The organism is Kineococcus auxinigenes (assembly GCF_050871525.1).
Lineage (GTDB): Bacteria > Actinomycetota > Actinomycetes > Actinomycetales > Kineococcaceae > Kineococcus.
In genome coordinates, this window is record NZ_JBKBCT010000004.1 from 1 (window position 1) to 24,377 (window position 24,377).

Annotated in this window: 23 protein-coding genes; 15 read left to right on the forward strand and 8 right to left on the reverse strand. The window is 75.1% G+C overall.

What is annotated here, in order from left to right; translation table 11 throughout:
• Positions 1–62 precede the first annotated feature (62 nt).
• Positions 63–1,232: a glycoside hydrolase family 53 protein gene (locus ACRYR9_RS02770; RefSeq protein WP_432492120.1), complete on the reverse strand. Its 1,170-nt coding sequence runs from the start codon at positions 1,230–1,232 to the stop codon at positions 63–65.
• Positions 1,233–1,287: 55 nt separating this feature from the next.
• Positions 1,288–3,726: a beta-galactosidase gene (locus ACRYR9_RS02775; RefSeq protein ID WP_432492118.1), complete on the reverse strand. Its 2,439-nt coding sequence runs from the start codon at positions 3,724–3,726 to the stop codon at positions 1,288–1,290.
• 226 nt (positions 3,727–3,952) lie between these two features.
• Here ACRYR9_RS02775 and ACRYR9_RS02780 point away from each other — a divergent pair, with 226 nt between their 5' ends.
• The 4 genes from ACRYR9_RS02780 (at position 3,953) to ACRYR9_RS02795 (ending at position 8,329) form a co-directional block, all read left to right on the forward strand.
• Positions 3,953–5,326 carry an ABC transporter substrate-binding protein gene (locus tag ACRYR9_RS02780; RefSeq protein ID WP_432492116.1) on the forward strand — a complete coding sequence of 458 codons (1,374 nt, stop codon included), beginning with the start codon at positions 3,953–3,955 and terminating at the stop codon, positions 5,324–5,326.
• Positions 5,327–5,401: 75 nt separating this feature from the next.
• Positions 5,402–6,334 carry a carbohydrate ABC transporter permease gene (locus tag ACRYR9_RS02785; RefSeq protein ID WP_432492114.1) on the forward strand — a complete coding sequence of 311 codons (933 nt, stop codon included), beginning with the start codon at positions 5,402–5,404 and terminating at the stop codon, positions 6,332–6,334.
• Positions 6,335–6,341: 7 nt separating this feature from the next.
• Positions 6,342–7,271, forward strand: coding sequence for a carbohydrate ABC transporter permease (locus ACRYR9_RS02790; RefSeq protein ID WP_432492112.1), 930 nt, complete (start codon positions 6,342–6,344; stop codon positions 7,269–7,271).
• 2 nt (positions 7,272–7,273) lie between these two features.
• Entirely contained in the window at positions 7,274–8,329 is a 1,056-nt protein-coding gene (locus tag ACRYR9_RS02795) for a LacI family DNA-binding transcriptional regulator (RefSeq protein ID WP_432492110.1), read from the forward strand.
• 49 nt (positions 8,330–8,378) lie between these two features.
• Here the strand turns inward: ACRYR9_RS02795 and ACRYR9_RS02800 are convergent, their stop codons facing one another.
• Together ACRYR9_RS02800 and ACRYR9_RS02805 are read right to left on the reverse strand one after the other, a co-directional pair.
• Positions 8,379–8,855 carry an ATP-binding protein gene (locus tag ACRYR9_RS02800; RefSeq protein ID WP_432492108.1) on the reverse strand — a complete coding sequence of 159 codons (477 nt, stop codon included), beginning with the start codon at positions 8,853–8,855 and terminating at the stop codon, positions 8,379–8,381.
• Between the two features lie 159 nt (positions 8,856–9,014).
• Complete coding sequence (locus ACRYR9_RS02805) at positions 9,015–10,025, reverse strand: zinc-dependent alcohol dehydrogenase (RefSeq protein WP_432492106.1); 1,011 nt, start codon at positions 10,023–10,025, stop codon at positions 9,015–9,017.
• A 176-nt stretch (positions 10,026–10,201) separates the two neighbouring features.
• Between ACRYR9_RS02805 and ACRYR9_RS02810 the strand changes: the two genes are divergently transcribed.
• The 6 genes from ACRYR9_RS02810 (at position 10,202) to ACRYR9_RS02835 (ending at position 16,391) form a co-directional block, all read left to right on the forward strand.
• On the forward strand, positions 10,202–10,687 hold the full coding sequence (locus ACRYR9_RS02810) for a pyridoxamine 5'-phosphate oxidase family protein (protein ID WP_432492104.1): 486 nt from the start codon (positions 10,202–10,204) through the stop codon (positions 10,685–10,687).
• Positions 10,684–11,142 (forward strand): pyridoxamine 5'-phosphate oxidase family protein, encoded by a 459-nt coding sequence (locus tag ACRYR9_RS02815; protein ID WP_432492102.1) that lies wholly within the window; start codon positions 10,684–10,686, stop codon positions 11,140–11,142. The genes ACRYR9_RS02810 and ACRYR9_RS02815 overlap by 4 nt, the downstream gene beginning before the upstream one ends.
• 67 nt (positions 11,143–11,209) lie before the next feature.
• Positions 11,210–12,331 carry a hypothetical protein gene (locus ACRYR9_RS02820; RefSeq protein ID WP_432492100.1) on the forward strand — a complete coding sequence of 374 codons (1,122 nt, stop codon included), beginning with the start codon at positions 11,210–11,212 and terminating at the stop codon, positions 12,329–12,331.
• An 84-nt stretch (positions 12,332–12,415) separates the two neighbouring features.
• Entirely contained in the window at positions 12,416–14,722 is a 2,307-nt protein-coding gene (locus tag ACRYR9_RS02825) for an EAL domain-containing protein (protein ID WP_432492098.1), read from the forward strand.
• Positions 14,723–14,900: 178 nt separating this feature from the next.
• Positions 14,901–16,088, forward strand: a complete 1,188-nt coding sequence (gene lhgO / locus ACRYR9_RS02830; RefSeq protein WP_432492096.1) for an L-2-hydroxyglutarate oxidase — start codon at positions 14,901–14,903, stop codon at positions 16,086–16,088.
• A 63-nt stretch (positions 16,089–16,151) separates the two neighbouring features.
• Entirely contained in the window at positions 16,152–16,391 is a 240-nt protein-coding gene (locus ACRYR9_RS02835; RefSeq protein ID WP_432492094.1) for a hypothetical protein, read from the forward strand.
• 48 nt (positions 16,392–16,439) lie between these two features.
• On the opposite strand, the gene ACRYR9_RS02840 is transcribed toward ACRYR9_RS02835, so the two are convergent.
• Positions 16,440–17,069 (reverse strand): TetR family transcriptional regulator, encoded by a 630-nt coding sequence (locus ACRYR9_RS02840; protein WP_432492093.1) that lies wholly within the window; start codon positions 17,067–17,069, stop codon positions 16,440–16,442.
• A gap of 106 nt (positions 17,070–17,175) precedes the next feature.
• Here ACRYR9_RS02840 and ACRYR9_RS02845 point away from each other — a divergent pair, with 106 nt between their 5' ends.
• The 5 genes from ACRYR9_RS02845 to ACRYR9_RS02865 all read left to right on the forward strand — a co-directional run bounded on the left by ACRYR9_RS02845 (position 17,176) and on the right by ACRYR9_RS02865 (position 21,066).
• Entirely contained in the window at positions 17,176–17,598 is a 423-nt protein-coding gene (locus tag ACRYR9_RS02845) for an ABC transporter substrate-binding protein (RefSeq protein WP_432492091.1), read from the forward strand.
• Positions 17,599–17,608: 10 nt separating this feature from the next.
• Positions 17,609–18,082 (forward strand): DnaJ family domain-containing protein, encoded by a 474-nt coding sequence (locus ACRYR9_RS02850; RefSeq protein WP_432492089.1) that lies wholly within the window; start codon positions 17,609–17,611, stop codon positions 18,080–18,082.
• 72 nt (positions 18,083–18,154) lie between these two features.
• Positions 18,155–19,081 carry an alpha/beta fold hydrolase gene (locus tag ACRYR9_RS02855; RefSeq protein ID WP_432492087.1) on the forward strand — a complete coding sequence of 309 codons (927 nt, stop codon included), beginning with the start codon at positions 18,155–18,157 and terminating at the stop codon, positions 19,079–19,081.
• Positions 19,078–19,944, forward strand: a complete 867-nt coding sequence (locus ACRYR9_RS02860) for an LLM class flavin-dependent oxidoreductase (RefSeq protein WP_432492085.1) — start codon at positions 19,078–19,080, stop codon at positions 19,942–19,944. Before ACRYR9_RS02855 ends, ACRYR9_RS02860 begins: the two co-directional genes overlap by 4 nt.
• Positions 19,945–20,064: 120 nt before the next feature.
• Complete coding sequence (locus ACRYR9_RS02865) at positions 20,065–21,066, forward strand: LLM class flavin-dependent oxidoreductase (RefSeq protein ID WP_432492169.1); 1,002 nt, start codon at positions 20,065–20,067, stop codon at positions 21,064–21,066.
• A gap of 66 nt (positions 21,067–21,132) precedes the next feature.
• On the opposite strand, the gene ACRYR9_RS02870 is transcribed toward ACRYR9_RS02865, so the two are convergent.
• The 3 genes from ACRYR9_RS02870 to ACRYR9_RS02880 are packed head-to-tail and all read right to left on the reverse strand — an operon-like array spanning position 21,133 to position 24,368.
• Positions 21,133–22,050, reverse strand: a complete 918-nt coding sequence (locus tag ACRYR9_RS02870; RefSeq protein ID WP_432492083.1) for a carbohydrate ABC transporter permease — start codon at positions 22,048–22,050, stop codon at positions 21,133–21,135.
• 1 nt (position 22,051) lies between these two features.
• Complete coding sequence (locus ACRYR9_RS02875) at positions 22,052–22,993, reverse strand: carbohydrate ABC transporter permease (RefSeq protein WP_432492081.1); 942 nt, start codon at positions 22,991–22,993, stop codon at positions 22,052–22,054.
• A 43-nt stretch (positions 22,994–23,036) separates the two neighbouring features.
• Positions 23,037–24,368, reverse strand: a complete 1,332-nt coding sequence (locus ACRYR9_RS02880) for an extracellular solute-binding protein (RefSeq protein WP_432492079.1) — start codon at positions 24,366–24,368, stop codon at positions 23,037–23,039.
• Between the last annotated feature and the right edge of the window lie 9 nt (positions 24,369–24,377).

The window sequence follows — 24,377 nt, forward strand, 5'->3', positions numbered from 1 at the left end:
GGGGGGGGCCCGCGCGGCCCCCCCCCCGCGGCCGCCGGCCCGCCGCGAGGTCGCGGGCCCCGTCAGCGCGCCGGGCGGAAGGCGGCCAGCGACGGCAGCGCGCGGCCGTCGTGGTCGAACATCGTGAGGTTGTCGTTGGGGTTGCCGGCGCCCGGCTCCCAGCCGACCCCGGGCAACCACGCCGGCTCCCACGCGAAGAACCCCAGGCAGCGGCGGTCCGGCACCGCCAGGAGCACCTCGCGCAGCGCCTCGAAGTAGGCGGCCTGCCCCTGCGGGGTGGGCGGGAAGCGGTCGGCGTCGGGCAGTTGCCCGATCCGGGCGATGAGGTTCTCCAGGTCGTCGCCGTTCTCCAGCGTCCACGGGTAGGCGGTCTCCACGAGCACGAGGTCCTTGCCGTAGCGCGTGGCGAGGTCGTCGAGGTTCGCCTGCAGGTCGTCCAGGGAACCGTGCCAGAACGGGTAGTACGACAGGCCGATGACGTCGAGGTCGACGCCCTCGGCGAGGACGTGGTCGTAGAACCAGCGCGAGCCGCCGTCGTCGCCGCCGCGGTCCACGTGGACCATGACGGGCACGTCCTCACGGCGCCGGTGCACGTCGCGCACCCCGGCGATCCCGGCCTTCAGCAGGGTGGTGAACCCGGCCCAGTCGTCCGGCTGCCCGGGGCGGTACACCTGCCCCAGCGGCCACAGCATCCCGGCGGTCACCTCGTTGCCCACCTGCACCATGTCGACGCGGCCGCCGCCGGCCGCGATCGCCCGCAGGGTCTCGCAGGTGTGCGCCCGCACCGTGCGCGCCAGGGTCGCCAGGTCCTGCCCGGCCCACGCGGCGGGTGTCCTCTGGTGCGCGGGATCGGCCCAGAAGTCCGAGTAGTGGAAGTCGATCAGGACCCGCATGCCCGCGCGCTTCGCGCGCCGCGCCAGCTCCACGGTCGAGGCGACGTCGCTGTACCCGGCGGGCGGGTCCACCCACACGCGCAGCCGCACCCAGTTCGCGCCGTGCGCGCGCAGCAGGTGCTCGACGGGCCGGGGCCGACCACCGCGGTCGCGGTAGCGGGCGCCGGCCGCCTCGCTCTGCAGCAGGAACGACAGGTCGGCTCCGCGCACGGCGAGGCCGGGGCCGCCGCCCGACGCGGCGGCGGACGGGGCGGTGGCCAGGGCCGCGCCGGCGGCCGGGCCCACCGCCAGCGCGGCCAGCAGGCTGCGCCGGCGCAGGGAGGACGAGGTGGTGGTCATGGCGCTCCTTCGCGTCACGAGGGGAAGGTGCGGGCGGGCGGCGCCCGCCCGCTCGTCAGCCCGCGGGGGCGGGCTCGGTCCAGGTGGCGGCGTCCTCGACGCGCACCGCGTCGAGGGCCCACAACTGCTTCTCCGCCCCGGCCAGGCGAGCGGCGGCGTCGGCGGGCAGGTGCACGGGAGCGCCCACGGCCAGCGGCAGGAGGTGCAGGGTGACCTCGCTGGTCGCCCGCACGCCCGCGTCGCGCAGCGACACGCTCCAGCGCGAGCCGTCCCAGAACCGGTCGGTGACGGTGCGCCCGTCCACCCGCAGCTCGGCGACGTCCCCGGCCCAGTCCACGTGCAGCAGGGGGTCGCGCCCGTGCTCGGCCACCCAGGCGGGCAGCGCGAGCCGCAGCACCGCGGCGTGCTCCTCGAAGTCCTCGGGGGAGGGAGCGGACGCGCGGCCGGCGAACTCGCCGTGCAGCACCGGCACGCCCGGCGAGGGCTCGCGCACGGCGGCCGCCGGCACCTCCTGGGAGCGGGCCGGCGGGCCGGCGCGCTCCAGCGGCACCGGGCGGAACGCGCGGGCGGCGGCGTCGTACGAGCGCACGTCGGGGGCGTCACCGGTCTCCCGGCAGGTGACGGCGCCGTCGGCGCCCCACGCCAGGGGGGCCGCGGACAGCAGCAGCCGGCGCTGCGCGCCCGCGGTGCCGGGTTCCACGACCCAGGCGTCGCGCGCGGTGGCCGCGGGCAGCACGAGCAGGTCCAGCGCGCCGCCGGGTGCCCGCAGCCGCAGCGGTTCCCCGCCGGGCGTCACGTCGTGCAGGAGCAGGCCCTCGTGCCCCCGGGCGGGCAGCGCGGTGCCGTCGGCCCGTTCCAGCACGCTCCCGGCGCTCACCGCCACCTCGCAGGGGACGCCCTCCTCGGCGGTCAGCACCAGCACCGGGTGCGGCGCCCCCGGCAGGACGGTCAGGGCCGAGGCGGTGGCCCACTCCACGCGGGCGCCGCCCAGCTCCAGGCGGAACGGCCAGCGCGCCAGCGTGCCCGCGGGCACCTCGACCCCCCGGGAGGGCAGCACCAGGTCGGGCCCGCCGCCCACCCGCACGCGGAACCGGGCGCCCGGGTGGGCGGCCAGCGGAACGTGCGGCTGGTGCCAGGAGACGAACAGGAACCCCTCGCCCCGGTCGGCGTCGGCGCGCACCGCCCAGCGCAGCGTCGCGGTGTCCTGCACCCCGGCGGGGCGCACCTGCGGAAGCGAGGACGGCATCGCCGCCAGGCGCTCGCCGAACGCGGCGAGGAACGCGTGCTGGCGGCGCAGCTCGCCGTGGCTGGGGGCCAGGGTCCCGGACTCGCCGACGGGGGCGTGGAAGTCGTACCCCAGGCGCGGCACGTCGTTGGGGTAGCCGGTGGCGTGGGACTCCTGGGTGCCCCCGCCGTCGACGCAGGCCACGCCGCCCGGGGTCGTGCCGACGGGGTTCGTGCCGCCGGCGTACATGTAGTAGCCCTGCCAGGCGGAACCGTTGCCGATCTTGCAGTGGGCGACGGCGGCCACGTCCAGGGCCGCCGGGCGCGGGCGGCGGTGGTACGCGGTGGCCATCCCGCCGCCCAGCTCGCACGTGGCCGGCGGGAACAGCACCGACGGGCTGCGCGGAACCGCCGCGCTCGCCCCGCCCGTGCCGGTGCGCTCGCGCACGTCGGCGCCGATGCCGGGGTCGTCCCACACGTGGGAGAAGAAGAAGTGCTCGCGGAACGTGGGGTCCCACGGTGCGCCGGCGTCCACCCAGAACCCGTCGCCGTACCCGCCGTACAGCGGCAGCACCTCGCCCTCGGGCAGTCGCGCGCCGCCCCAGGCCGTCGCGGTCCACAGCGGGGCGCTCACCCCGGCCCGGCGGGCCAGCCGCTTCAGCGTCACCAGGTGCTGCGGCTGGTCGTACAGCTCGTTCTCCAGCTGGACCGCCAGCACCGGGCCGCCCTCGGCGCGCGCGCGCCCGCCCAGCGCCCGCCCGATCCGGCCGAACCACTCGCGCACCAGTTCCAGGTAGCCGGGGTCGTCGGTGCGGTGCGCCACGTCGGCGGACTGCACCCAGTCGGGGAACCCTCCGTTGCGGGTCTCGCCGTGCACCCACGGGCCGATGCGCAGCACCACGTCCAGGCCGGTGCGCTCGCACTCGTCCACGAACGCCGCCAGGTCGAGGTTCCCCGCGAACGAGGCGCGGCCGCGCTCGGGTTCGTGGTGCAGCCAGACCACGTAGGTCGACACGACGGTGACGCCGCCGGCGCGCACCGCGCGCAGGCGCTCGCCCCAGCGCTCGCGGGGCAGGCGGCTGTAGTGCACCTCCCCGGAGACGGGCACGAAGGGCCGCCCGTCGCGCTCCAGCCAGCGGTTCGTCAGCGCCAGGCCCGGGCGCCGGTCCTCCTCGTTCGCCATCCGCGGTCGTCGCAGGGGGGTGGCCCAGGGGGAGTGGTCCAGGACGAGCGGGGCGGGCTCGCCGGTGGGGGGTGCAGGCGTGGGCACGGGGGTCCTTCCGGGGCGTCGTCGCCGGCCGTGGCGGGTGCACCGCCTGGCAGTGGGCTGTGATCGGTCACAGGCTCCGCTTCGCACGGTAGGCGCAGTAAGTCACGGATGTCGAGGGACTTGACAGAACTGCTCGCGGTGCCGACTGTAACCGGTCACAGGCCGGTGCTCGTCGTCCGGCCCCAGCTCGCCGCGAAGACGCGGCGAGGTCGATCGAGGAGGATCCGTGCGTTCGAAGCCGATGTCCCGCGCCAGCCGCCAGTCCGCCCCCGTCGCCCCGGCCGGCGCCCGCCGAGGACCCGGCCGGCGCCGCACCCTGACCGCCGTGGCCGCGGCGGCGCTGCTCGTGACCGCCGGCTGCAGCGGCGGCAGCGGCACGGGGTCCGGCGGCGGTCCTGTGGAGCTCACGTTCTGGACGTGGGCCCCGAACATGGAGCAGGTCGTCCAGACCTGGAACGACACCCACCCCGACGTCCAGGTGACCGTCAACAAGCAGGACGGCGGCGACGCGGCCGTCGTCAAGCTGCTCACCGCGATCAAGGCGGGCGACGGTGCCCCGGACCTCATGCAGGCCGAGTACCAGAAGATCCCCACCCTGGTCTCCTCCGACGCCCTGGCCGACATCTCCGGCGAGCTGGGCGACGACGTCGCCGGGACCTTCCCCGACTCGGTGTGGAACAGCGTGACCCTCGGCTCGGACGCCGTGTACGCCGTTCCGCAGGACTCCGGGCCGATGCTGTTCTTCTACCGCGCCGACCTCTTCGAGCAGCACGGCATCGCGGTCCCCACCACCTGGGCCGAGTACGCCGACGCCGCCCGGAAGATCCACGCCGCCGACCCCTCGGTGTTCCTCGGCACCTTCTCCGCCAACGACCCCGGCTGGTTCGCCGGGCTGTCCCAGCAGGCCGGCGCCTCCTGGTGGGGCGTCGAGGGCGACGCGTGGGACGTGGACATCGACTCCGAGCCCACCCGGCAGGTCGCCTCCTACTGGGGCGGCCTCGTGCAGGAGGGCGTCATCGCCAACACCCCCATGTACACCCCCGAGTGGAACGCCGCCCTCAACGAGGGCACCCAGGCCGGCTGGGTCGGGGCCGTCTGGTCCCCGGCCGTGCTGGAGGGCAACGCCGCCGACACCGCCGGGAAGTGGGCCGCCGCACCGCTGCCGCAGTGGGACCCCACGGACCCCGCCGGCGGCAACTGGGGCGGCTCGGCCACCGCCGTCACCACCCAGTCGGAGCACCCGGCCGAGGCGGCCGAGTTCGCGCAGTGGCTGAACACCGACCCCGAGGCCGTCCAGGCCCTGGCCGACGTGGCGGGCGTCTACCCCGCTGCGACGGAGGCCGCCTCCCAGGCGCTGACCGACCCGCCGGCGTTCCTGGCGAACCAGCCCGACTACTACGACGTCGTCGCCGAGGTCGCCGAGACGAGCAACGACTTCACCTACGGGCCCAACGTCAACGTCGCCTACAGCGCCTACACCGACGCCTTCGGCCCTGCCGCCGAGCAGCGCTCCGCCGAAGCCTTCACCGCCGCCCTGCAGGCCATGCAGACCACCACGGTGGAGGACCTGGAGAACACCGGGTTCACCGTCGCGGACTGACCGACCGCGGTGCGGCGCGGTGTTCCCCCCGCGTCGCACCGCCCGTCCCCGAGAACCCGATCCAGGAGTCCCGACATGGCCGTCCAGACCGCCCCCGCTCCCGTGCGCCGGCCCCGCCGGTCGCTGGCGCCGTACGGTTTCCTCGCCCCCGCCGTGCTGTTCTTCACCGCGTTCCTCGCCGCGCCCATCGTCTACGCGTCCTACCTGAGCTTCCGCAAGGCCCAGGTGAAGGGCCTCGGGCTGGGTTCCGCCGGCCGCACCGAGGAGTGGGCCGGGCTGAGCAACTACGCCCGGGCGCTGAGCGACCCGGAGTTCCTCGCCAGCGTCGGCCGCGTCGCCCTCTACGGGCTGGTGCTCGTGCCCGTCATGATGGCGCTGGCCCTGACCCTGGCGCTGCTGCTGGACTCCGGCCGCACCCGCGTCGGCGGTTTCGCGCGCACCTCGATCTTCCTGCCGTACGCGGTGCCCGCGGTGGTGGCCTCCCTGCTGTGGGGGTTCCTGTACCTGCCGCGCGTCAGCCCCCTGGTCGACGTGCTGGAGCTGGTCGGCCTGCCTGCGCCGGACCTGCTGTCCTCGCGGCTGGTCATCGTCGCCGTGGCGAACATCGCCCTGTGGGGCGGCGTCGGCTTCAACATGATCGTCCTGTACACGGCGCTGCGCTCGGTGCCGCAGGAGATCTACGAGGCCGCCCGCATCGACGGCGCGAGCGACCTGCAGATCGCGCTGCGCATCAAGGTGCCGATCGTGGTCCCCTCCCTGGTGATGACCGTGATCTTCTCGATGATCGCCACGCTGCAGGTGTTCGCCGAGCCGACCACGCTGAGCCCGCTGAGCAACTCCATCTCCTCGACGTGGACGCCGCTGATGAAGGTGTACCGCGACGCGTTCGTCCGCAACGACGTCTACTCCGCCGCGGCCACCTCCGTGGTCATCGCCCTCGTGATGCTCGTGCTGTCCTTCGGGTTCCTCAAGCTCGTCGGGAACCGCGCCTTCGACCAGGAGAAGTGACCCCGCCATGCCCCCCACCTCCGCCTCCCTCACCCCGCCGGCCCCGGTGCGCGCGGCGGGTCCCCGGAGCGCTGCCTCCCGACGGGGCGGCCGCGGCCGCACGGCGGTCACCCGGCCCAGCGCCGCCGTGAGCGTGCCGCTGCTCCTGGGGGCCGCGTACTGCCTGCTGCCGGTGCTGTGGGTGCTGATCGCCTCCTCCAAGAGCGCCGCGGAGCTCTTCTCCACGTTCACCCTGGCGCCCAGCACGCACCTGCTGGACAACGTGGCCGACCTCGCCGCCTACCGCGACGGGCTGTTCTGGCGGTGGATGCTCAACACCGCCCTGTACGCGGGGGTGGGCGCGGCGGCGTCCACGCTGGTCTCGGCGATGGCGGGCTTCGCGCTGGCGAAGTACTCCTTCCCCGGCAAGCGGACCGTCTTCAACGTGCTGTTGGCCGGCGTGCTGGTGCCCGGTGTCGTGCTCGCCGTGCCGCAGTACCTGCTGCTGGCGAAGGTCGACCTGACGAACACCTACTGGTCGGTGCTGCTGCCCAGCGTCATCAGCCCCTACGGCATCTACCTGGCGCGCATCTTCGCCGCCGCAGCCGTGCCCGACGACGTCGTCGAGGCCGCCCGGGTCGACGGCGCGGGCGACGCGCGCCTCTTCGCCACCATCGCCCTGCCCATGATGCGCACCGGGCTCGTCACCGTCTTCCTGTTCCAGTTCGTGGCCATCTGGAACAACTTCATGCTTCCCTACATCATGCTCGGCAACGACAGGCTCTTCCCCGTCACCGTGGGACTCAACGGACTGCTGAACCAGGGGGCCTCCCAGCCCGCGATGTACACCTCCGTGGTGACCGGTTCCCTGCTCTCCATCGTGCCGCTGGTGGCGCTCTTCCTGTGCCTGCAGCGCTACTGGCAGGTCGACCTGTCCAGCGGTGCGGTCAAGGGGTGAGCGTGCCCGAGCCCACCACCGGTGCGCGTGCCGCGCGCACCCCCGCCGCCCGCAAGCGGCCCACGATCCGCGACGTCGCCCGCGAGGCGGGGGTGTCCTACGCCACCGTCTCCAGGGTGCTCAACGGCCACGAGTGGGTCAGCCCCGAGTCGGCGCGCGCCGTGCGCGAGGCCGTGGCCCGCACCGGCTACACGGCCAACCCGCACGCGCGCTCCCTCGTGACCGGCCGCTCCGGCTCCATCGCCTTCCTGCTCACCGAGCCGCAGCACCTGCTGTTCGAGGACCCCGTCTTCTCCGTCCTGCTGCGCGGGGTGGCGCAGGCGCTGTCCGAGCGGAGCCTGACGCCCGTGCTGCTCATCGCCGGCACCGCCGACGAGCGCAGCCGCGTGCTCGCCTACCTGCAGGGCGGGCACGTCGACGGCGTACTGCTCGTCTCCTCGCACGCGGGGGACCCGCTGCCCGGTCAGCTCGCGGCCACGGAGGTCCCCGTCGTGGCCTGCGGGCGGGTGCTGGGCATGGAGGGGCGCATCAGCTCCGTCTCCGCCGACGACCGCGGCGGGGCGCGCGCGGCCGTGGAGCACCTGCTCGCCACCGGCCGGCGCCGGGTGGCCACCATCACCGGGCCGCTCGACACCCCCGGCGGCATCGACCGCCTCGAGGGCTACCGCGACGTGCTGCGGGCCGCCGGCGAGGAGCCGGCGCCGTCCCTGGTGCGGCACGGCGACTGGAGCCGGGAGAGCGGCGCCGCCGCGATGCGCTCGCTGCTGGACGTGGAACCGGAGCTGGACGCCGTCTTCGTCGCCTCCGACCTGATGGCCTCCGGGGCGCTGGCGGCGCTGCGCGCGGCGGGGCGCACCGTCCCCGGCGACGTGGCCGTCGTCGGCTTCGACGACACGGGCCTGGCGGCGACCCTCGAGCCGCCGCTGACCAGCGTGCGCCAGCCGCTGGACCGCATCGGGCGGGAGGTGGTGCGCCTGGTGGTGGACGGCATCGAGGGGGGCGAACCGCTGGCCGCCACCGTGCCCACCTCCCTGGTGCTGCGCGAGAGCGCGCCCTGAGGCGGCCGCCCACCCGGGTGCGGGAGCGGTGCCCCCCGGGGCCCCGTGTTCAGCCGCCGGGCAGCCCGACGGTGAACCACACCGTCTTGCCGTCCCCGTGCTGCTCGACGCCCCAGGCGCCGGAGAGCAGGTCCACCAGGGCCACACCCCGTCCGCCGGTGGCCTCCGGGCCGACCCTGCGCCGCACCGGCGGGGTGCTGTCGGCGTCGGTGACGGCCACCCGCACCTCGCCGGGCGTGCGCTGCAGGTCCAGCCGCACGGGCGCGCGGCCGTGCAGGACGGCGTTGGCCGTCAGCTCCGCCGTCAGCAGCTCCACGACCGTCAGCACCGCGATCGGCACCCGCACGGACGTGCACCGCTGCACGACCCAGTGCCGTGCCAGCGGCACCGAGGACAGGTGGTGCTCCAGGTCCAGGTGCCAGCGCTCACCGGCGTCCGCGCGCTCCTCGGCGCCGGGGGGCTCGCCGAGGGGCCCGGTGCTCTCGCGGGGTCGTCGCTGGGTGCTCTCGTGCGTGCCGTCGTCCATGGTCCCGCGCGTCGTCTCCCCGCTCCCCGTCGCGGTCTCCGTCGTGCCCGGACCCGCCCGTGCTGGGCACAGCTTCGCACCCGCCGCCGCGGCACGCCCAGCGGCCCCGGGGCGCGGGGTCCACCGCGCGCCCCGGGGCCACCGGGGGTCCGGGGCCGCTCAGAGCTCGAAGACCACGCGTGCGGGCACGCGGCCGGCGAGGACGTCGGCGATGGACTCGTTGACGCTCTCCAGCGGGCGGGGCACGGCCACCACCCGCGTGCGCCCGGCGGCGTGCAGGGCGAACACGTCCGCCAGGTCGTTGCGGGTGCCCACGATGGAGCCGATGACGGACTTGCCCCGCAGGACCGTGTCGAAGATCGGCAGGGTGATGGTGCCGTCGGCGGGCAGCGCCACGCACACCAGCCGGCCACCGGGGCGCAGCGCCCGGTACGCCTGGTCGAAGGAGGCCGGGGAGGCCGCCAGGGCGATGCTCACGTCGGCACCGCCCAGGGCCTGGACCGCCTCGGCGGCGTCCACCTCGCGGGCGTTGACGAGGTGGTCGGCGCCCAGCTCCTTCGCCAGCTGCAGCTTGTCCTCCTGCACGTCGACCGCCACGGTGAAGCCGCCGGCGATGCGCGCGTACTGCAGCGCCAGGTGCCCCAGCCCGCCGATGCCGAACACGGCGACGGTCTCGGCCGGCGCCACGCGGGCGACCTTCACGGCCTTGTAGGTGGTGACGCCCGCGCACGTCAGCGGTGCGGCCTCCAGCGGGGTGATGCCCTCCGGGACCGGGGTGGCGAACGCCGCCGGCAGGACCGCGTGCTCGGCGAACGCGCCGTCGACGGAGTACCCGGAGTTGCGCTGCTGCGCGCACAGCGTCTCCCAGCCGCTCACGCAGTGCCGGCAGCTGCCGCACGCCGAGCCCAGCCACGCGATCGCGACCCGCTCGCCCACGCGGCGGGAGGTCACCCCCTCCCCGAGCGCCTCGACGATGCCGATGCCCTCGTGCCCGGGCACGAACGGCGGGTTCGGCTTCACCGGCCAGTCGCCGTGCGCGGCGTGGATGTCGGTGTGGCACAGGCCGCTGGCCTCGATGCGCACCAGGACGTCACCCGGCCCCGGGGTGGGGACGGGGACCTCGCGCACCTGCAGCGGGGCGTTGAAGTCGGTGACGACGGCAGCTCTCACGGTGTCCTCCCGGACGTGGAACCGGGACGACCGACCGCCCCGGGAACACCTCCAGCGTCGTGCGGGACGCGCGGCACCGGCAGGGCCGCAGGTCCCGCCCGGCCGGGACCTCGACCGGGACCTCGACCGGGACCTTCGGCCTTGCCCGCCGGCTCCGCGAGGCGCACCGTCGAGACATGAGCCACCTCACCGCACTGCCCGCGGTCGAGTGCCGGGCGCTCCTGGGGGAGCGGGGCACCGGCCGGGCCGCCTACGCCGAGCACGGCGTGCCCGCCGTGGCGACGCTGAACTACGCCGTCGTCGGCGAGCACCTGTACTTCCGCACCCGTGCCGGCACCGTGCTGGCGCGGGCCGTGGACGACGCGGTCGTCGCCTTCAACGTCGACCACGTCGACGCCGACCGCCGCGGCGGGTGGAGCGTGACCGCCACCGGCCGCTGCCGGCGCGTCGGGCACCCCGAGCCGGCGAGCCTGGCGGGGCGGCTGGACACCTGGGCGCCGGGGCTGCGCGAGGAGCTGTTCCGCCTGGACCTCGCCCGCCTCACCGGTCGCCGCCTGGGCCCGCCGCCGGAGCGGGACCGCGTCGTGGACCTCACGCAGGACGTCACGGGGGGCCGTGCGCAGGACCGCGCGCACGACGCCGCGCGGGGGGTGGCCCGGTGAGCGCCGGAGCGCCGGCGCCCGGCGTGGAGGTCCTCGACGAGCGCACCTGCTGGGAACTGCTGCGCGGGGCCCCCTGCGGCCGCTTCGTCGTGGTGGACGCGGACGGGCGCCCGGACGTGTTCCCCGTCAACCACGCCGTCGACCACGGCAGCGTCCTGTTCCGCACGGCCGACGGCGGCAAGCTGGCCGCGGTCGCGTCCGGCTCGCCCGTCGCCTTCGAGGTCGACGGCGTCAGCGGCGACCTGGCGTGGAGCGTCGTGCTGCGCGGGGTGGCGCACCAGGTCACCCGCATGGCCGAGCTGCTGGACACCGCCTCGGTGCACCTGACCCCGTGGCAGGCCGGCGGCAAGGGCCGCTTCGTGCGGGTGCGCGGCGACCTGAGCGGGCGCCGCTTCCCCGTCACCGGGGCGGGGTGGTGGGCGGTGGGTGCCGGGGCACCCGCCGCTCGCGCCTGACGACGGGTCCCGCGGCGGCCACGCTGGGTAGGGTGCGGGGGACCGCCCCCGACGCCGAGGTGCCGCCGTGCCGAAGAAGAAGAAGTCCGCCCGCCGCACCACCGGGACCCGGCCCGCCCCCGGCCCCGCACCCCTGCGGGCCGGGGGCCGCGCCCTGGGCGACCTGCAGGTGGCGTACCGCACCTTCCTGGAGACCGAGGAGGACGAGGCGGTCCTGGCGCCCGGTGACCTCGAGGCGCGCCTCATGGAGTCGCTGGGCTGGCTGCTGCTCGACTCCGGCGAGCCGATCGCCCAGTCCTCCGCCACGTGGTTCTCGCCCGCGCAGCTGCGGGAGCTGTTCACCGAGGTCGTCCCCGCCGTCGCCGAGCACAACGGCCTGGACCCGCAGGAGCTCGTCGACGAGGTCCGCGTGGCGTGGACGACGTACCTGATGTTCCTGGGCGAGTCCGGCGCCTGGCGCGGGGACCCCGAGGAGCTCGCGGACTGCCTGGACGTCGCCTCCGGCGGCATCGCGGGCGCCGCCTCGGACCAGCACAGCGTGCTGGACGCCCTGGAGGCGGCGGCCCTGGCCGTGCCGGCCGAGGAGGAGCTGCGCGACCTGGAGGCCGTGCCCGTGGTCGCCGGTGCCCTGCGCGCCCTGGACGCCCTGCGCGCCGGGGTCCCGGTGGGGGAGGAGCCCGTCGTGGACGGCCCCGTCATCGACGCGCTGCGCGCGCAGGTCGGCGAGGTGCTGGACCCGGTGGCGCTGTGGCTGGACTGGAGCGCCGCCGGCGTCGTGGAGGTCGTCGACGGGCGCACCCACGTGCCCGGGCCCGTGGACGCGCTGCACGACGTGGAGGCCCGCCGCGACGTCGCCGCCGGCGCCCTGGCCTCCGCCGTCACCACCGTGCTCGCCTCCTCCTCCACCCCCGCCGCCGTCGTGGGCGGGCTCAGCGTCGTCACCTCCTCCGTGCTCGGGCCCATGACGACGCAGCAGCTGCAGGCCGTGCTGGACTCCACCGGCGACGGCGAGGAGCTGTCCGCGGCGCTGCAGACGGTGCGCGCCCTGGTCGACCTCGGCGTGCTGTCCGCGGTGGAGCCGTGGACGGCGCGGCCCGGGGTGGCCGGCGCGGTCTCCGAGGTGGTCTCCACGTTCTTCGCGCAGGACCGGGACGAGGAGGACGGGGTGGGCGTGCCGGTGCACGCCTGAACCCGCTCGTGCCCACCGGGCGGGGCCGCGCTCAAGCCGGGCGGCCGTCGTGCCGAACACCGGCGAGTGATGCAGGAGGCGAGCGTGGGTGTCCGCGACGTGCTGCTCGGCGCCGGGGTGCGCAGCGTGTTCCAGCCGATCGTCGACCTGGACACCGGTGACGTCGTCGCCTACGAGGCGCTGGCCCGCGGCCCCGTCGGCCCGCTGGAGCGCCCCGACCACCTGTTCGCCGCCGCGCGCGCCGAGGGCCTGCTCGCCGAGCTCGACGAGGCGTGCCGCGCCGCGGCCTTCCGCGGCGCCGTCGACTCCGGCCTGCTGGCCCCGCTGACGCTGTTCGTCAACGTCGAGCCGGAGGTGCTCGACAGCGCGCCCCTGGACGACCTGCTCGCGCTGGCCGAGCGCGCCCCCGGTGAGCTGCGCGTCGTCGTGGAGATCACCGAGCGCGCCCTGGCGGCCCGCCCGGCGGAGCTGCTGCGCACCGTCGCACGGGTGCGCGAGCTCGGCTGGGGCGTCGCCCTGGACGACGTCGGCGCGGACGCGATGTCGCTGGCGTTCATGCCGCTGCTGCAGCCGGACGTGGTCAAGCTCGACCTGCGCCTGGTGCAGGAGCGCCCCGGGGCCGCCGTCGCCGAGATCATGCACGCGGTCAACGCGTACGCCCAGAGCAGCGGCGCGACCGTGCTGGCCGAGGGCATCGAGGACGAGCGGCACCTGGTGATGGCGCGCGCGCTGGGCGCCCACCTGGGCCAGGGCTGGCTGTTCGGGCGCCCCGGCCCCGCTCCCGTGCCCGCGCTGCCCACCGCTGAGCTGCGGCTGCCCGCCCCGCCGGCCGTCGGGCGGTTCGCCGAGTCGTCGCCGTTCGCGCTGCTGCCGCCCGGCACACCGCTGCGGCGCTCGCCGAAGTCGCTGCTCATCGAGCTGTCCAAGCAGCTCGAGCGCGAGGCGCTGCGCATCGGCTCCACGTGCGTGGTCGCCGCCACGTTCCAGGAGGCGCGGCACTTCACCCCCGCCACCACGGGCCGCTACCGCGACCTGGTCGAGCGCACCGGTTTCGTGTGCGCGCTGGGGGAGGGGCTGAGCTCCGAACCGCTGCCGGGGCTGCGCGGCGCGAGCCTGGCCCCGCACGACCCGGTGCGCGGGGAGTGGGACGTCGTGGTGCTCGGCCCGCACTTCGGCGTGGCGCTGCTGGCGCGCGACCTGGGCGACGGCGGCCCGGACGCCGGGCGCACCTTCGAGTACGCCCTGACCTACGACCGGGCGACGGTCGTGGCCGCCGCCCACTCGCTGCTGTCCCGGGTCGCGCCACGGATCGCGACCGCCGTGCCCGCCGTGCCCGTCGCCGCGGCGGCGACCACCGTCGCGGCCGCCGGGACGACCACGGCCACCGGCCCGGGCGTGGCCGCCGCCGCCGGGGCGGCCGCCCTCGCCGCGGGCGTCGCCGGGCCCGGCGCGGACGCGTCCGTCGCCGAGCGCGTCCTGCAGCGCGTGCTGGGCACCACCTCCCACGGCGTGACGATCGCCGACGTCAGCCGCCCCGACGAGCCGCTGGTGTACGTCAACGCCGCCTTCGAGGCGTTGTCCGGGCTGCGGGCCGAGCAGGTGCTGGGCCGCAACTGCCGCCTGCTGCAGGGGCCGGACACCGACCCGGTGGCGCTGGCGGCCCTGCGGGCCGCGGTCGCCGCGGGCGAGGAGTGGCGCGGGGTGCTGCTGAACCACCGCGGTCCCGAGCGCACCCCGTGGTGGAACGAGATCCAGCTGGCACCGGTGCGCGACGCCGACGGGCGCGTGGTGCGCTACGTGGGCCTGCAGAACGACGTCACGGAACGCGTGGAGGCCCGCCGCGCGCTGGAGGCCGAGCAGGACCGCACCCGGGCCCAGCTGCGGCGCATCGAGGACCTGGCCCGCACCGACGCCCTGACGGGCCTGCCGAACCGCCGCCACCTGGCCGGCCGGGTCGCCGCGGCGCTGGGGGCCGGGGACGCGGTGGCGCTGCTGTTCTGCGACCTCGACGGCTTCAAGGCCGTCAACGACCGCTTCGGCCACGGTGCGGGCGACGAGCTGCTGGTCCAGGTGGCCGGCCGGTTGCGCCACGGGCTGCCGCCGGGGGGCCTGGCGGCGCGCCTGGGGGGCGACGAGTTCATCGTCGCGCTGACCGCACCGCGCGGGCGGGAGCTGCTCCCCGACGCCCTGGGGGTCGCCGACCGGCTCTCGCACGCGGTGGCCGACCCGGTCGCCCTGGCGGGGGTCGAGGTCTCGATCTCCCTCAGCGTCGGTGTGGCCGTCGCGGCCGAGGGGGACGGGGTCGAGGACCTGCTGCGCCGCGCCGACGAGGCGATGTACGAGCGCAAGAGGGCCCACCGCGCACACGCTCACCCCGTCCCGCTGACCTGACGCCCCGCCACACGACTCCGCGTCCACGGTCGATCACGCCAGGTCACCACGCGGCCGGTTCGGAGCAGCGATCCGCTGAGGTGGTCGTCCTGCGCGGCGGCGATGGGGGACACTCCTGCGGGGGTCCCGGGCGCCCGAGCGCCGCGGGAGCACAGCACCGGCAGGGGGAGGAACACGCATGGGCAGCCACGTCGTCGTCGCGGGTGGGGGGATCGTCGGCCTGTCGACGGCCTGGGCGCTGAGCTCGCGCGGGCACCGCGTCACGGTCCTGGAGAAGGAGGACCGCCTCGCCGAGCACCAGACGGGCAACAACTCCGGCGTCATCCACTCGGGCCTGTACTACGCGCCCGGCAGCCTGAAGGCCACGCTCGGCACCGCCGGCGCGCGGTCGATGCGCGAGTTCGCCGAGGAGCACGGCGTCGCCGTCGACATCTGCGGCAAGCTCGTCGTGGCCACCACCCCCAAGCAGGTCCCGGCGCTGCGCCGCCTGCTGGAGCGCGGCCTCGCCAACGGGGTCCCCGTGCGGTTGATCTCCCCGGAGGAGGCCCGCGAGTTCGAGCCGCACGTCACCTGCGTGGCGGCGCTGCGCGTGGAGAGCACCGGCATCGTCGACTACCGCGGCGTGTGCGACACCCTGGCGCAGCTGGTGGAGAAGGACGGCGGCGAGATCCGCACCGGCTCCGAGATCGTCGGGGTCTCCTCCACGTTCCGCTCGGTCACCGTGCAGACCACCACCGGCGAGGTCACCGGCGACGTGTTCGTCAACTGCGGCGGCCTGCAGTCCGACCGCATCGCCCGCCTGGCCGGTCTGGAGCCGGAGGTGCGCATCGTGCCGTTCCGCGGGGAGTACTTCGAGCTCACCCCGCAGCAGTCGCACCTGGTCAAGGGCCTGATCTACCCGGTGCCGGACGCCACGCTGCCGTTCCTCGGCGTGCACCTGACCAAGATGATCGGTGGCGGCGTGCACGCCGGCCCCAACGCGGTGCTCGCCCTCAAGCGCGAGGGCTACACCTGGCGCGACGTCTCCGCCGGCGACCTGCTCGACACGTTCCGCTGGCCCGGCACCTGGAAGCTGGGGCAGAAGTACTGGCGGACGGGCATCGACGAGGTGCTGCGCTCCGCCTCGCGCAAGCGCTTCCTGGCCAGCCTGCGCGAGCTCGTGCCCGCGCTGGCCGACGACGCCCTCGTGCCCACCCACGCCGGGGTGCGCGCGCAGGCGCTGCACCGCAGCGGCGCGCTGGTGGACGACTTCTACTTCGAGCGCGGCATCCGCCAGGTGCACGTCCTCAACGCGCCCTCGCCGGCGGCGACCGCCTCGCTGGAGATCGGCCGGCGCATCGCTGACGAGATCGACTCCGAGGTCTGACGGGCACCTCCCGCAGCACCCGCTCGCCCGGTTCCGCACCCGCGGGGCCGGGCGCAGGTGGCGATGAACGCCGTCCTGACCGCTGAGGCCAGCGCCGCCGACCACCCGGACCACGAGTACATCGCTCGCCGCCACCGCAAGCTGCGCTCCGGCATCGAGCGCGCCCTGCAGGACCTGGCCGAGCGCGGGCTGCTGCGCGCCCCCTCGGTCGCCGTCGGCGTGCAGGCCAGCCGCCTGCTCGCCTTCGAGCACGACGGGAACGATCTCGAGGGTGCGTCCGAGCACGTGCCCGGCCGGGAGTGAGCGCACCGCCCCGGAACCCGGCCGCGCCCCCTCGTGCGGGGCGGGGCCTCAGAGAGCGGCGGCCACCGGCAGCGGCGAGCCCTGGACGGGCAGGGGCTCGGCGAGGTAGCGGTTGATGGAGTTCCTCGTCTGCTCGACGAGGTCGATCTCGTCGAACCCCTGCAACCACAGCAGTTGCAGGCCCTCGGCGAAGGCGGTCGATTCGAGCGCTGCCTGGTGCGGGTCCGTGCCCGGCCGCAGGAGGCCCTTGGCGCGAGCCTGCTCGAAGGCGCGCGAGGTGCCGTCGACGATCATGCGGAAGCGGCGCTCGAAGTACTCGTGCGCCGGGTGGGAGCGGTTGGTCGCCTCGGCGGCGAGGATGGCGTAGAGCTGCACGACACCGCGTTCGCGCTGGTTCCTCCTGGCGATCTCGACGAGCGCGCTGAGGAAGTCGATGTCCGTGCGCGCCCCGATCGTCTCGAGCGCGAACAGGTCGCGGCGCTCGAGGACGGCCTGCAGGAGTGCGAGCTTGCCGTCGAAGTGGTGCAGCAGCCCGGGCTGCGTCATGCCGACCTCGCGGGCGATCTCGCTGACCGAGGTGGCGACGTAACCGCGCTGGGAGAAGACCTTGAACGCGGCGTCCAGGATCGCCTCCCGCCGCTGCGCGGACTTCCTGTACTCGCCCCGCTGCGCTGCCATGGCGGCGAGGTTACCAGGCGTGATCCGGATACCTTATGCGCCTGAGGATTCCGTGTTGGTGTCCCCCGCACGTCACAGCTGACGCGTACCCAGGAGGACGGCGACGATGCTCCGGACCACCAAGCTCGCCGTTCTGGCGGCCGCTGCCGCGCTTTCGCTCACCGCGTGCTCGTCCTCTCCGGAGGACGCGGGCGGCTCGGGCGGCGGCGCCTCCGACGAGCTGCGCTACGGCGCGGTCGTCGACGTCGCCACCTGGAGCGCCGCCGACGCCTTCTGCGGCAACACGGCGCTCTACTGCTCCGCCGTCTACGACACCCTGCTGCGCACCGCGGCGGACGGCACCGTCGAACCCGGTCTCGCCGAGGCGTGGGAGCACGACGAGCCCCGGACCCACCTCACGCTCGACCTGCGCGACGGTGTGACCTTCACCGACGGCACCGAGCTCACGGCGGAGGTGGCGGCCCAGAACCTCGAGCGCTTCCGCAACGGCGCCTCGGAGAAGCGCGCGCCGCTCGGCCGCCGACCGTAGTCTCGCGGGGGTGACGAGCCGGAAACCCGCCGGCCGCTCCTTCGAGAGCTGGGTCGAGCGGCAGGTGCGCGAGGCCGCCGAGCGCGGTGAGTTCGACGGCCTGCGCGGTTCCGGTCAGCCGCTGCGGAACCTCGACCGCCCGTTCTCCGCGGAGGAGTGGGCCGCCGACAAGGCGCGCCGCGAGGGCTTCGACGTCTCGGCGATGCTGCCGCCGGCGCTCGCGCTGCGCCGCGAGCGGGAGGTCCTGCTGCGGGACCTGGGCGAGCTGCGCTCGGCCGCGGAGGTCGACGCCGTCGTCGCCGACTTCAACGACCGGGTGCGCGAGCTCTACCGGCGCCCCGCCGACGGCCCGCTGGTGGTCGTCGCGCTGCTGGACGCCGCCGAGGTGCGCGAGCGGTGGGGACGCGCACGGCCCGCTCCCGCCCCGGTGCAGGAGGCACCGGGACCGGTGGTGCGCCGCCGGTGGTGGCGCCGTGCGCGGTGACCACCACGGCGCACCGCCCAGGCGCTGAAAACCGCTGCGGTTCGCCCCGGGGGTGCCGCTACGGTCCCCGGCGTGCACACGGACTTCGACCCCGGCGTCCCGGCGACCGGTCGCATGCGCCTGCGCGACGGGCGGGTCCTCGCCCACGCCGTGCACGGCGACCCGGGCGGTCGTCCCGTCCTGCTGGTGCCCGGTGCCGCGTCCGGCCGCCTCGTCACCCCGGGCGACGCGCCGCTGCGCCGTCTCGGCGTCCGGCTGGTCACCGTGGATCGTCCCGGCCTCGGGGCGTCCGACCCGTGCCCGTCGGCGACGTTCGCGAGCGTCGCCGAGGACCTGCGCGAACTCGTCGCCCGCCTCGGTCCCGGGCCCGTGCCCTGCCTGGCGCACTCCCAGGGCGCCCCCTTCGGGCTGGCCGCCGCTGCGGCGGGGGTGGTCGACCGCCTGGTCCTCGTCTCCCCGGCCGACGAGGTCGCCCGCCCGGCGTTCCGAGCGGCGCTGCCGCCGGGCTTCGCCGCCCTGGTCGAGCTGGCCGGCCGCGACCTCGCGCGGGCGCGCGACACCTTCGCCGGGTTCACCGCGGCCTCGATGTTCGAGCTGGTCCTCGGCGGCGTCGCCCCCGCCGACGCCGCCACCTACGGCCGGGAGAGCTTCCGCGCCTGGTTCCGGCGCGTCCTCGACGACGGCTTCCGGCAGGGGGCGGACGCGTACGCGCGCGACACCCTGCTGGCCGTGCGCCGGTGGGACCTGCCCCTCGAGGCGATCGACGTCCCCGTGGAGGTGTGGCACGGCGATCTGGACGCCACCCACTCGCCCGACCTGGGCGCCACCCTGGCCGCACGGGTCCCCGGCGCCCGTCACCGCGTCGTCGCCGGTGCCGGCGGGTCCCTGCTCTGGTCGCACGCCGAGGACGTGCTGCGGGCCGCGCTGGGTGGACCGGTCGCCCCAGCCGATGCCGCCGAGGACACTGGGGCCACGCCCGAGCCCGTGGAGGCACCGTGACCCCGGCCCTGTCCGCCGTCGTCCTCAACGACCACGCGCCCGCGGAGTTCACCGCCGCCGTGCGGGAGGTGGAGGCCGCCGGGCTGCGCACCGCCTGGACCTACGACCACCTGTCCTGGCGGGACATGCGCGAGGGGCCCTGGTTCAACGCCGTGCCGCTGCTGGCCGCCGCGGGCGCCGCCACGAGCACCGTGCGGCTGGGCACCCTCGTGGCGTCCCCGAACTTCCGCCACCCGGTCACGTTCGCCTCCGAGGTGATGACGCTGGACCACGTGTGCGGCGGGCGCTTCGAGCTGGGCGTGGGGGCCGGCACGTCCGCCCACGACGCCGCCGTGCTCGGTGCCCCGCCGCTGACGCCGGGGCAGCGGCAGCGGCGGTTCGAGGAGTGGGCGACGCTGCTGACCCGGTTGCTGGCGCAGCGGGTCACCGACGCGAGCGGCGAGCACTACACCGCGCACGACGCCCGCACGGTCCCCGGGCCCGCGCAGCCGGGCGGGGTGCCGCTCACCGTCGCCGCCGCCGGGCCGCGCGGGATGGCGTTCGCCGCCCGCACCGCGAGCGCGTGGGTCACCTACGGGAACCCGTCCGCCGCCGGGCCCGACGCCGTCACCGCCGGGTACGTCGAGGCCGCCGAGCGGTTCGAGCGGACCCGCCGCGCCATCGCCCCCGAGCGCGCGCTGCGCCGCCTGGCCCTGGTGGGCCGGGACGAGACGGGCGTGCTCGAGCGGTACGGCGAGTTCACCGAGCGCCTGGCCGCGGCCGGTTTCGACGAGGTCGTCGTGCACTGGCCGCGCCCGGACGGCCGCGGGGTCCCGGCTGACGCACTGCCGGGGGTGCTGCGCGCCCACGGCCTGAACGGGTGAGGGGCCGGGCGCGCGGGGGACGCCCGCGCGGGTGAGGATGCCGGGCGGGGACGCCCGGTCGGGACCCGTGCCGCAGACGAGGAGGAGCGCGTGCCGCGCGAAGGAGAGCCGCTGGAGCGGATGGGGTTCCTCACCATCGGCTCGTTCGACCCCGCCGACCCCGGTCCGGGCCACCACGGCACCCTGGAGGTGATCGAGCTGGGGGAGCGGCTGGGCTTCGACAGCGCGTGGGTGCGCCACCGCCACCTGCAGCACGGCATCTCCTCCCCGGTGGCGGTGCTGGCCGCCGCGTCCCAGCGCACCCGGCGCATCCGGCTGGGAACCGCGGTGACGCCGCTGGGGTGGGAGAACCCGCTGCGCCTGGCGGAGGACCTGGCGACCGTGGACGTCCTGTCCGGTGGCCGGCTGGAGCCCGGCGTCAGCGTGGGACCGCCGATCCACCTGGAGCACGTGCGCGACGCGCTGTACCCGGGCACCGCGGACGCCGAGGACTTCGGCCACGAGCGGGCGCTGCGGCTGCAGCGCCTGCTGCGCGGCGAGGGCGCCAGCTCCTTCCACGGCACCGAGGGCACCGAGACGTACTCCGAGCGGGTGCAGCCGCACTCGCCGGGGCTGGCGCAGCGCCTCTGGTACGGGGCCTCGAGCCTGGCCTCGGCGCGCTGGGCGGGTCGGAACGGGCTGAACCTGCTGACCTCCAGCGTCGTGAAGGCCGAGGGGGACGGGCCGTGGGACTTCGGGGAGCTGCAGCGCACCCAGCTGCGGGAGTTCCGCGCCGCGCACCCGGCCGGCGCGGCGGCCCGCGCCTCGCAGGGCCTGGTGGTGATCCCCACCGACGGTGCGAGCCGCGCGCAGCGGGAGCGCTACGCCGCCTACGTGGCCGCGCGCACCCCGCGCACCCGGGAACCGCAGGGGCCGGCCCGGTTGCTGTTCGCCCCGGACCTGCTGGGCGGCAGCGAGGAGATCGCCGCCGCGCTGCGCGCGCACCCGGGGTACCGGGAGGTGCGCGAAGTGGTGTTCGCCCTGCCGTTCGGCTTCGCCCACGAGGACTACGTGCAGATCCTCACCGACACCGCGACCCGGCTCGGGCCGGCGCTGGGGTGGCGCCGGAACACCCCCGGCTGAGCAGCGGGAGACCCCCGGCCGGGCGGCCGGGGGTCTCCTGGTGGGTGCCTCGTGAGCGGTACCCGTTCAGCCCTTCAGGCCGGTCCCGGCGACGCCCTCGACGATGCGGCGCTGGAAGAGCAGGAACAGGATCACCAGCGGCAGGGCGCCCAGGATGGACGACGCCTGGATGTCGGAGTACCGCTGGCCGAACGAGCCCTGCACCGTCGCCAGGCCGACCGGGATGGTCATCAGCTCCGGGTTGGAGACCACGAACAGCGGCAGCAGCAGGTTGTTCCAGACGTTGACGAACGCCAGGATCGCCATTGCGGAGATGACCGGCTTGGACAGCGGCATGATGATGGAGCGGTAGATGCGCCAGAAGCCCGCGCCGTCGATGCGAGCGGACTCCTCCAGCTCCTTGGGCAGGCCGTCGAAGAACTGCTTGAAGACGAACACCGCGATGACGTACGGGATCTGCGGGAGGATGACCGCCCAGTAGGTGTTGAGCAGCGAGGCCGCGTCGAGCATCTGGAAGATCGGCACCACCAGCACCTGGTTCGGGATCATGATGCCGGCCAGCATGAGGACGAAGACCAGTCCCCGCCCGCGGAACTGCAGCCTGGACAGGGCGTACCCGCTCATCGACGCGAACACGACGGTCAGCGCGGTGGTGACCGCGGCGGTGAAGAAGCTGGCCAGGTACCAGTCCCAGATGGCGCCGCCGCGCAGGATGTTGGCGTAGGGCTCGAGGGTCAGGCCGCCGTGGCGGAGGATCTCCTCGGCGCCGACCGCGGACACGCTGTTCGGGGTCAGCGACGTCTTGATCGCCCACAGGCTGGGGATCAGCCACAGGACCGCGAAGACGCCCAGGACGACGCCGCAGACGATGTTGAAGGCGCGGCTGCTGTTCTTCGACGAGTCCGTCACCCGCCGCGGCGGCGGAGCCGCGGCCGAGATCCCGGGGGTGCGGCGCGGCGTGCTGCTCGTTCCGGTGGTCGCCATGTCAGGCCCTCCTCTCCTGCGCGCGGTCGATGAGCTGCCGCAGCACTGCGATGATCACGATGACGATGAACAGCAGCACCGAGGCGGCCGAGGCGGCCCCCACCCGGAAGTCGGTGAACGCCGACGTGGTGATCAGGCCCAGGGCGACCTCCGTGGCGATTCCGGGGCCGCCGCCGGTCATGAGGTAGACCTGGTCGAAGATCTTCAGGCTGGCGATGATCTGCAGCAGGACGACCAGGGTCGTCGTGCGGCTGAGCATGGGGATGGTGATCCACCGGATCTGCTGCCACGGCGTGGCGCCGTCCAGGGCGGCCGCCTCGTACAGCTCCCGCGGGATGTCCTGCAGGCCGGCGAGGTAGAGGATGAAGTTGAACCCGATCGTCCACCACACGGTGGTGACGGCGATGCCGACCATGGCGATGCTCGGCGTGCCCAGCACGGGCGAGGGGGCGTCCACGCCGAACCACCCCTGGACCACCGCCAGCAGGCCGCTGGCCGGGGTGTAGATGAAGTTCCAGATCAGCGCGATGGCGGCGGACGGCAGGATGAACGGGACGAAGAAGGCCAGGCGGAAGAGCGCCTGCCCCCTGCGCACCCGGTTGGCGAGGATGGCGAACAGGAAGGCGAGGATGACCAGCGGCGGCGTCGTGTAGATCGTGAACTGCAGGGTGTGCCACATCGCCGACCAGAACTCCGGCCGGGTCAGCATCTCCTGGTAGTTCCCGAAGCCGGCGAAGGAGCCGAACCCCTCCTGGACGATGCTGGTGTTGAAGAAGCTGGCGACGACCATGTAGACGGTCGGCCAGATGAGGAACAGCACGTAGAACAGGGCGAAGGGGGCGATGAACAGCCAGGCGGGCTTGGTGTCGCCCGCGCGCATCCGGTCCTTCCTCAGCGACTGCGAGGCGGCCACTCCGGGTTGCGTGATGGTCGGTGCACTCACGAGCGGCTCTCCTGTCGGCGCGAGCGGGTCTGCGGTGCGGGGCTCATGACAGCGGGTCCGCCGTCCTGGCGTAGGTGCCCAGCTGCGAGCGCATGCTGGCGATGGCCTGCTCGGGGCTGGCGATGCCCTGCATGACCAGGCCGATCTGGGCCCCGACGATGTTCTCGAAGTTCGACCCTGAGCCGGAGTACCACGCCGGGGCGTCGTAGACGGCGTAGTCGGCGGCTTCCGCGTAGTCGGACTGCGGCTCCATCGCGGCGTACTCGGGGCTGCGCAGCGCGGGCAGGTAGGCCGGGACGTGCCCGCCCTCCGCCCAGGCCAGGCTCTGGTCGAGCATGGACTTCACGAAGCCCATCGCCCGCTCGAGCTGGTCCGGGGTGCGCTCCATCGTGGGCAGGACGAATGCGTGGGAGTCGGCCTGGCAGGCCGGCTGGTCGAACAGGGTGGGGACGGGGACCATCCCGAACTCCAGCCCTTCGACGCTCTGCGCGGTGGTGATCTCCCACTCGCCCTGCAGGTAGAACGCCGACTGCCCGGTGAACATGAGCGTCTGCGAGCCGGCGTAGTCCGTCGCCTGCGGCATCAGGCCGCTGCCGGTCAGGCCCTGCAGGTACGCCAGCGTGTCCGCGACGAGCGCCTCGTCGAACGTGAGTTCCGTCCCGCCGTCGGAGAGGAAGGGGGTGCTGCCGTTGCGCTGGGAGTACAGCGTCTGGAAGAAGCGCCAGGGCGTCGCCGTCTCGCTGACCGTCGCGACGCTCGCGCCGTAGGCCCCGGTGACCTCCTTCGCCGCCGTCAGGGCGGCCTCCCACTGCTCGGTGCCCTGGATGGGCACCAGTTGGTCGTCCGCGTCGAGCAGGCCCGCGTCGCGGCAGACCGTCTTGTTGTAGAAGAGGACGAACGGGTGGGTGTCCAGCGGGATCGCGTAGGCCTTGCCGTCCAGGACGGTGGACTCCCACACCTTGGGCGTGAAGTCGGTCGACGAGAGCCCCACCGAGGCCAGCATCTCATCGGTGATCTCGGTGAGCAGCCCGGCGCGCGCGAGGTTCGTCGCCCGCGTCGCGTGGGACACGGCCACGTCCGGGGGCTTGTCGCCGAGCGTGGCCAGGGAGACCTTCGTGTAGTACGGGTTGCCCCAGGCGAACGTCGCCGCCTGCAGCGCGTCCGAGCCGCCGTGCTGCTGCGCGTACTGCTCCAGCATGAGCTGCAGCCGGGCGCCGTCGCCGCCGCCGAAGAGGTTCCAGAAGGTCACGGTGCCGGGTGCGAGCTGGGTGCCTGCGACACCTGCCGCGAAGGGCGTCCCGCACCCGGAGGCCGTCGCGGCCAGCCCGAGGCCGCCGGCGGCGAGACCGCCGTGCAGGAGGGAGCGCCGGGTCATCGCCCGGCG

Excerpts from the sequence above, each read along its gene's own strand:
- ACRYR9_RS02840 (WP_432492093.1), bottom strand. The coding sequence starts at position 17,069 with ATGGCAGCGCAGCGGGGCGAGTACAGGAAGTCCGCGCAGCGGCGGGAG.
- ACRYR9_RS02845 (WP_432492091.1), top strand. The coding sequence starts at position 17,176 with ATGCTCCGGACCACCAAGCTCGCCGTTCTGGCGGCCGCTGCCGCGCTT.
- ACRYR9_RS02800 (WP_432492108.1), bottom strand. The coding sequence starts at position 8,855 with ATGGACGACGGCACGCACGAGAGCACCCAGCGACGACCCCGCGAGAGC.
- ACRYR9_RS02770 (WP_432492120.1), bottom strand. The coding sequence starts at position 1,232 with ATGACCACCACCTCGTCCTCCCTGCGCCGGCGCAGCCTGCTGGCCGCG.
- ACRYR9_RS02880 (WP_432492079.1), bottom strand. The coding sequence starts at position 24,368 with ATGACCCGGCGCTCCCTCCTGCACGGCGGTCTCGCCGCCGGCGGCCTC.
- ACRYR9_RS02790 (WP_432492112.1), top strand. The coding sequence starts at position 6,342 with ATGCCCCCCACCTCCGCCTCCCTCACCCCGCCGGCCCCGGTGCGCGCG.
- ACRYR9_RS02785 (WP_432492114.1), top strand. The coding sequence starts at position 5,402 with ATGGCCGTCCAGACCGCCCCCGCTCCCGTGCGCCGGCCCCGCCGGTCG.
- ACRYR9_RS02835 (WP_432492094.1), top strand. The coding sequence starts at position 16,152 with ATGAACGCCGTCCTGACCGCTGAGGCCAGCGCCGCCGACCACCCGGAC.
- ACRYR9_RS02870 (WP_432492083.1), bottom strand. The coding sequence starts at position 22,050 with ATGGCGACCACCGGAACGAGCAGCACGCCGCGCCGCACCCCCGGGATC.
- ACRYR9_RS02810 (WP_432492104.1), top strand. The coding sequence starts at position 10,202 with ATGAGCCACCTCACCGCACTGCCCGCGGTCGAGTGCCGGGCGCTCCTG.
- lhgO (WP_432492096.1), top strand. The coding sequence starts at position 14,901 with ATGGGCAGCCACGTCGTCGTCGCGGGTGGGGGGATCGTCGGCCTGTCG.
- ACRYR9_RS02865 (WP_432492169.1), top strand. The coding sequence starts at position 20,065 with ATGGGGTTCCTCACCATCGGCTCGTTCGACCCCGCCGACCCCGGTCCG.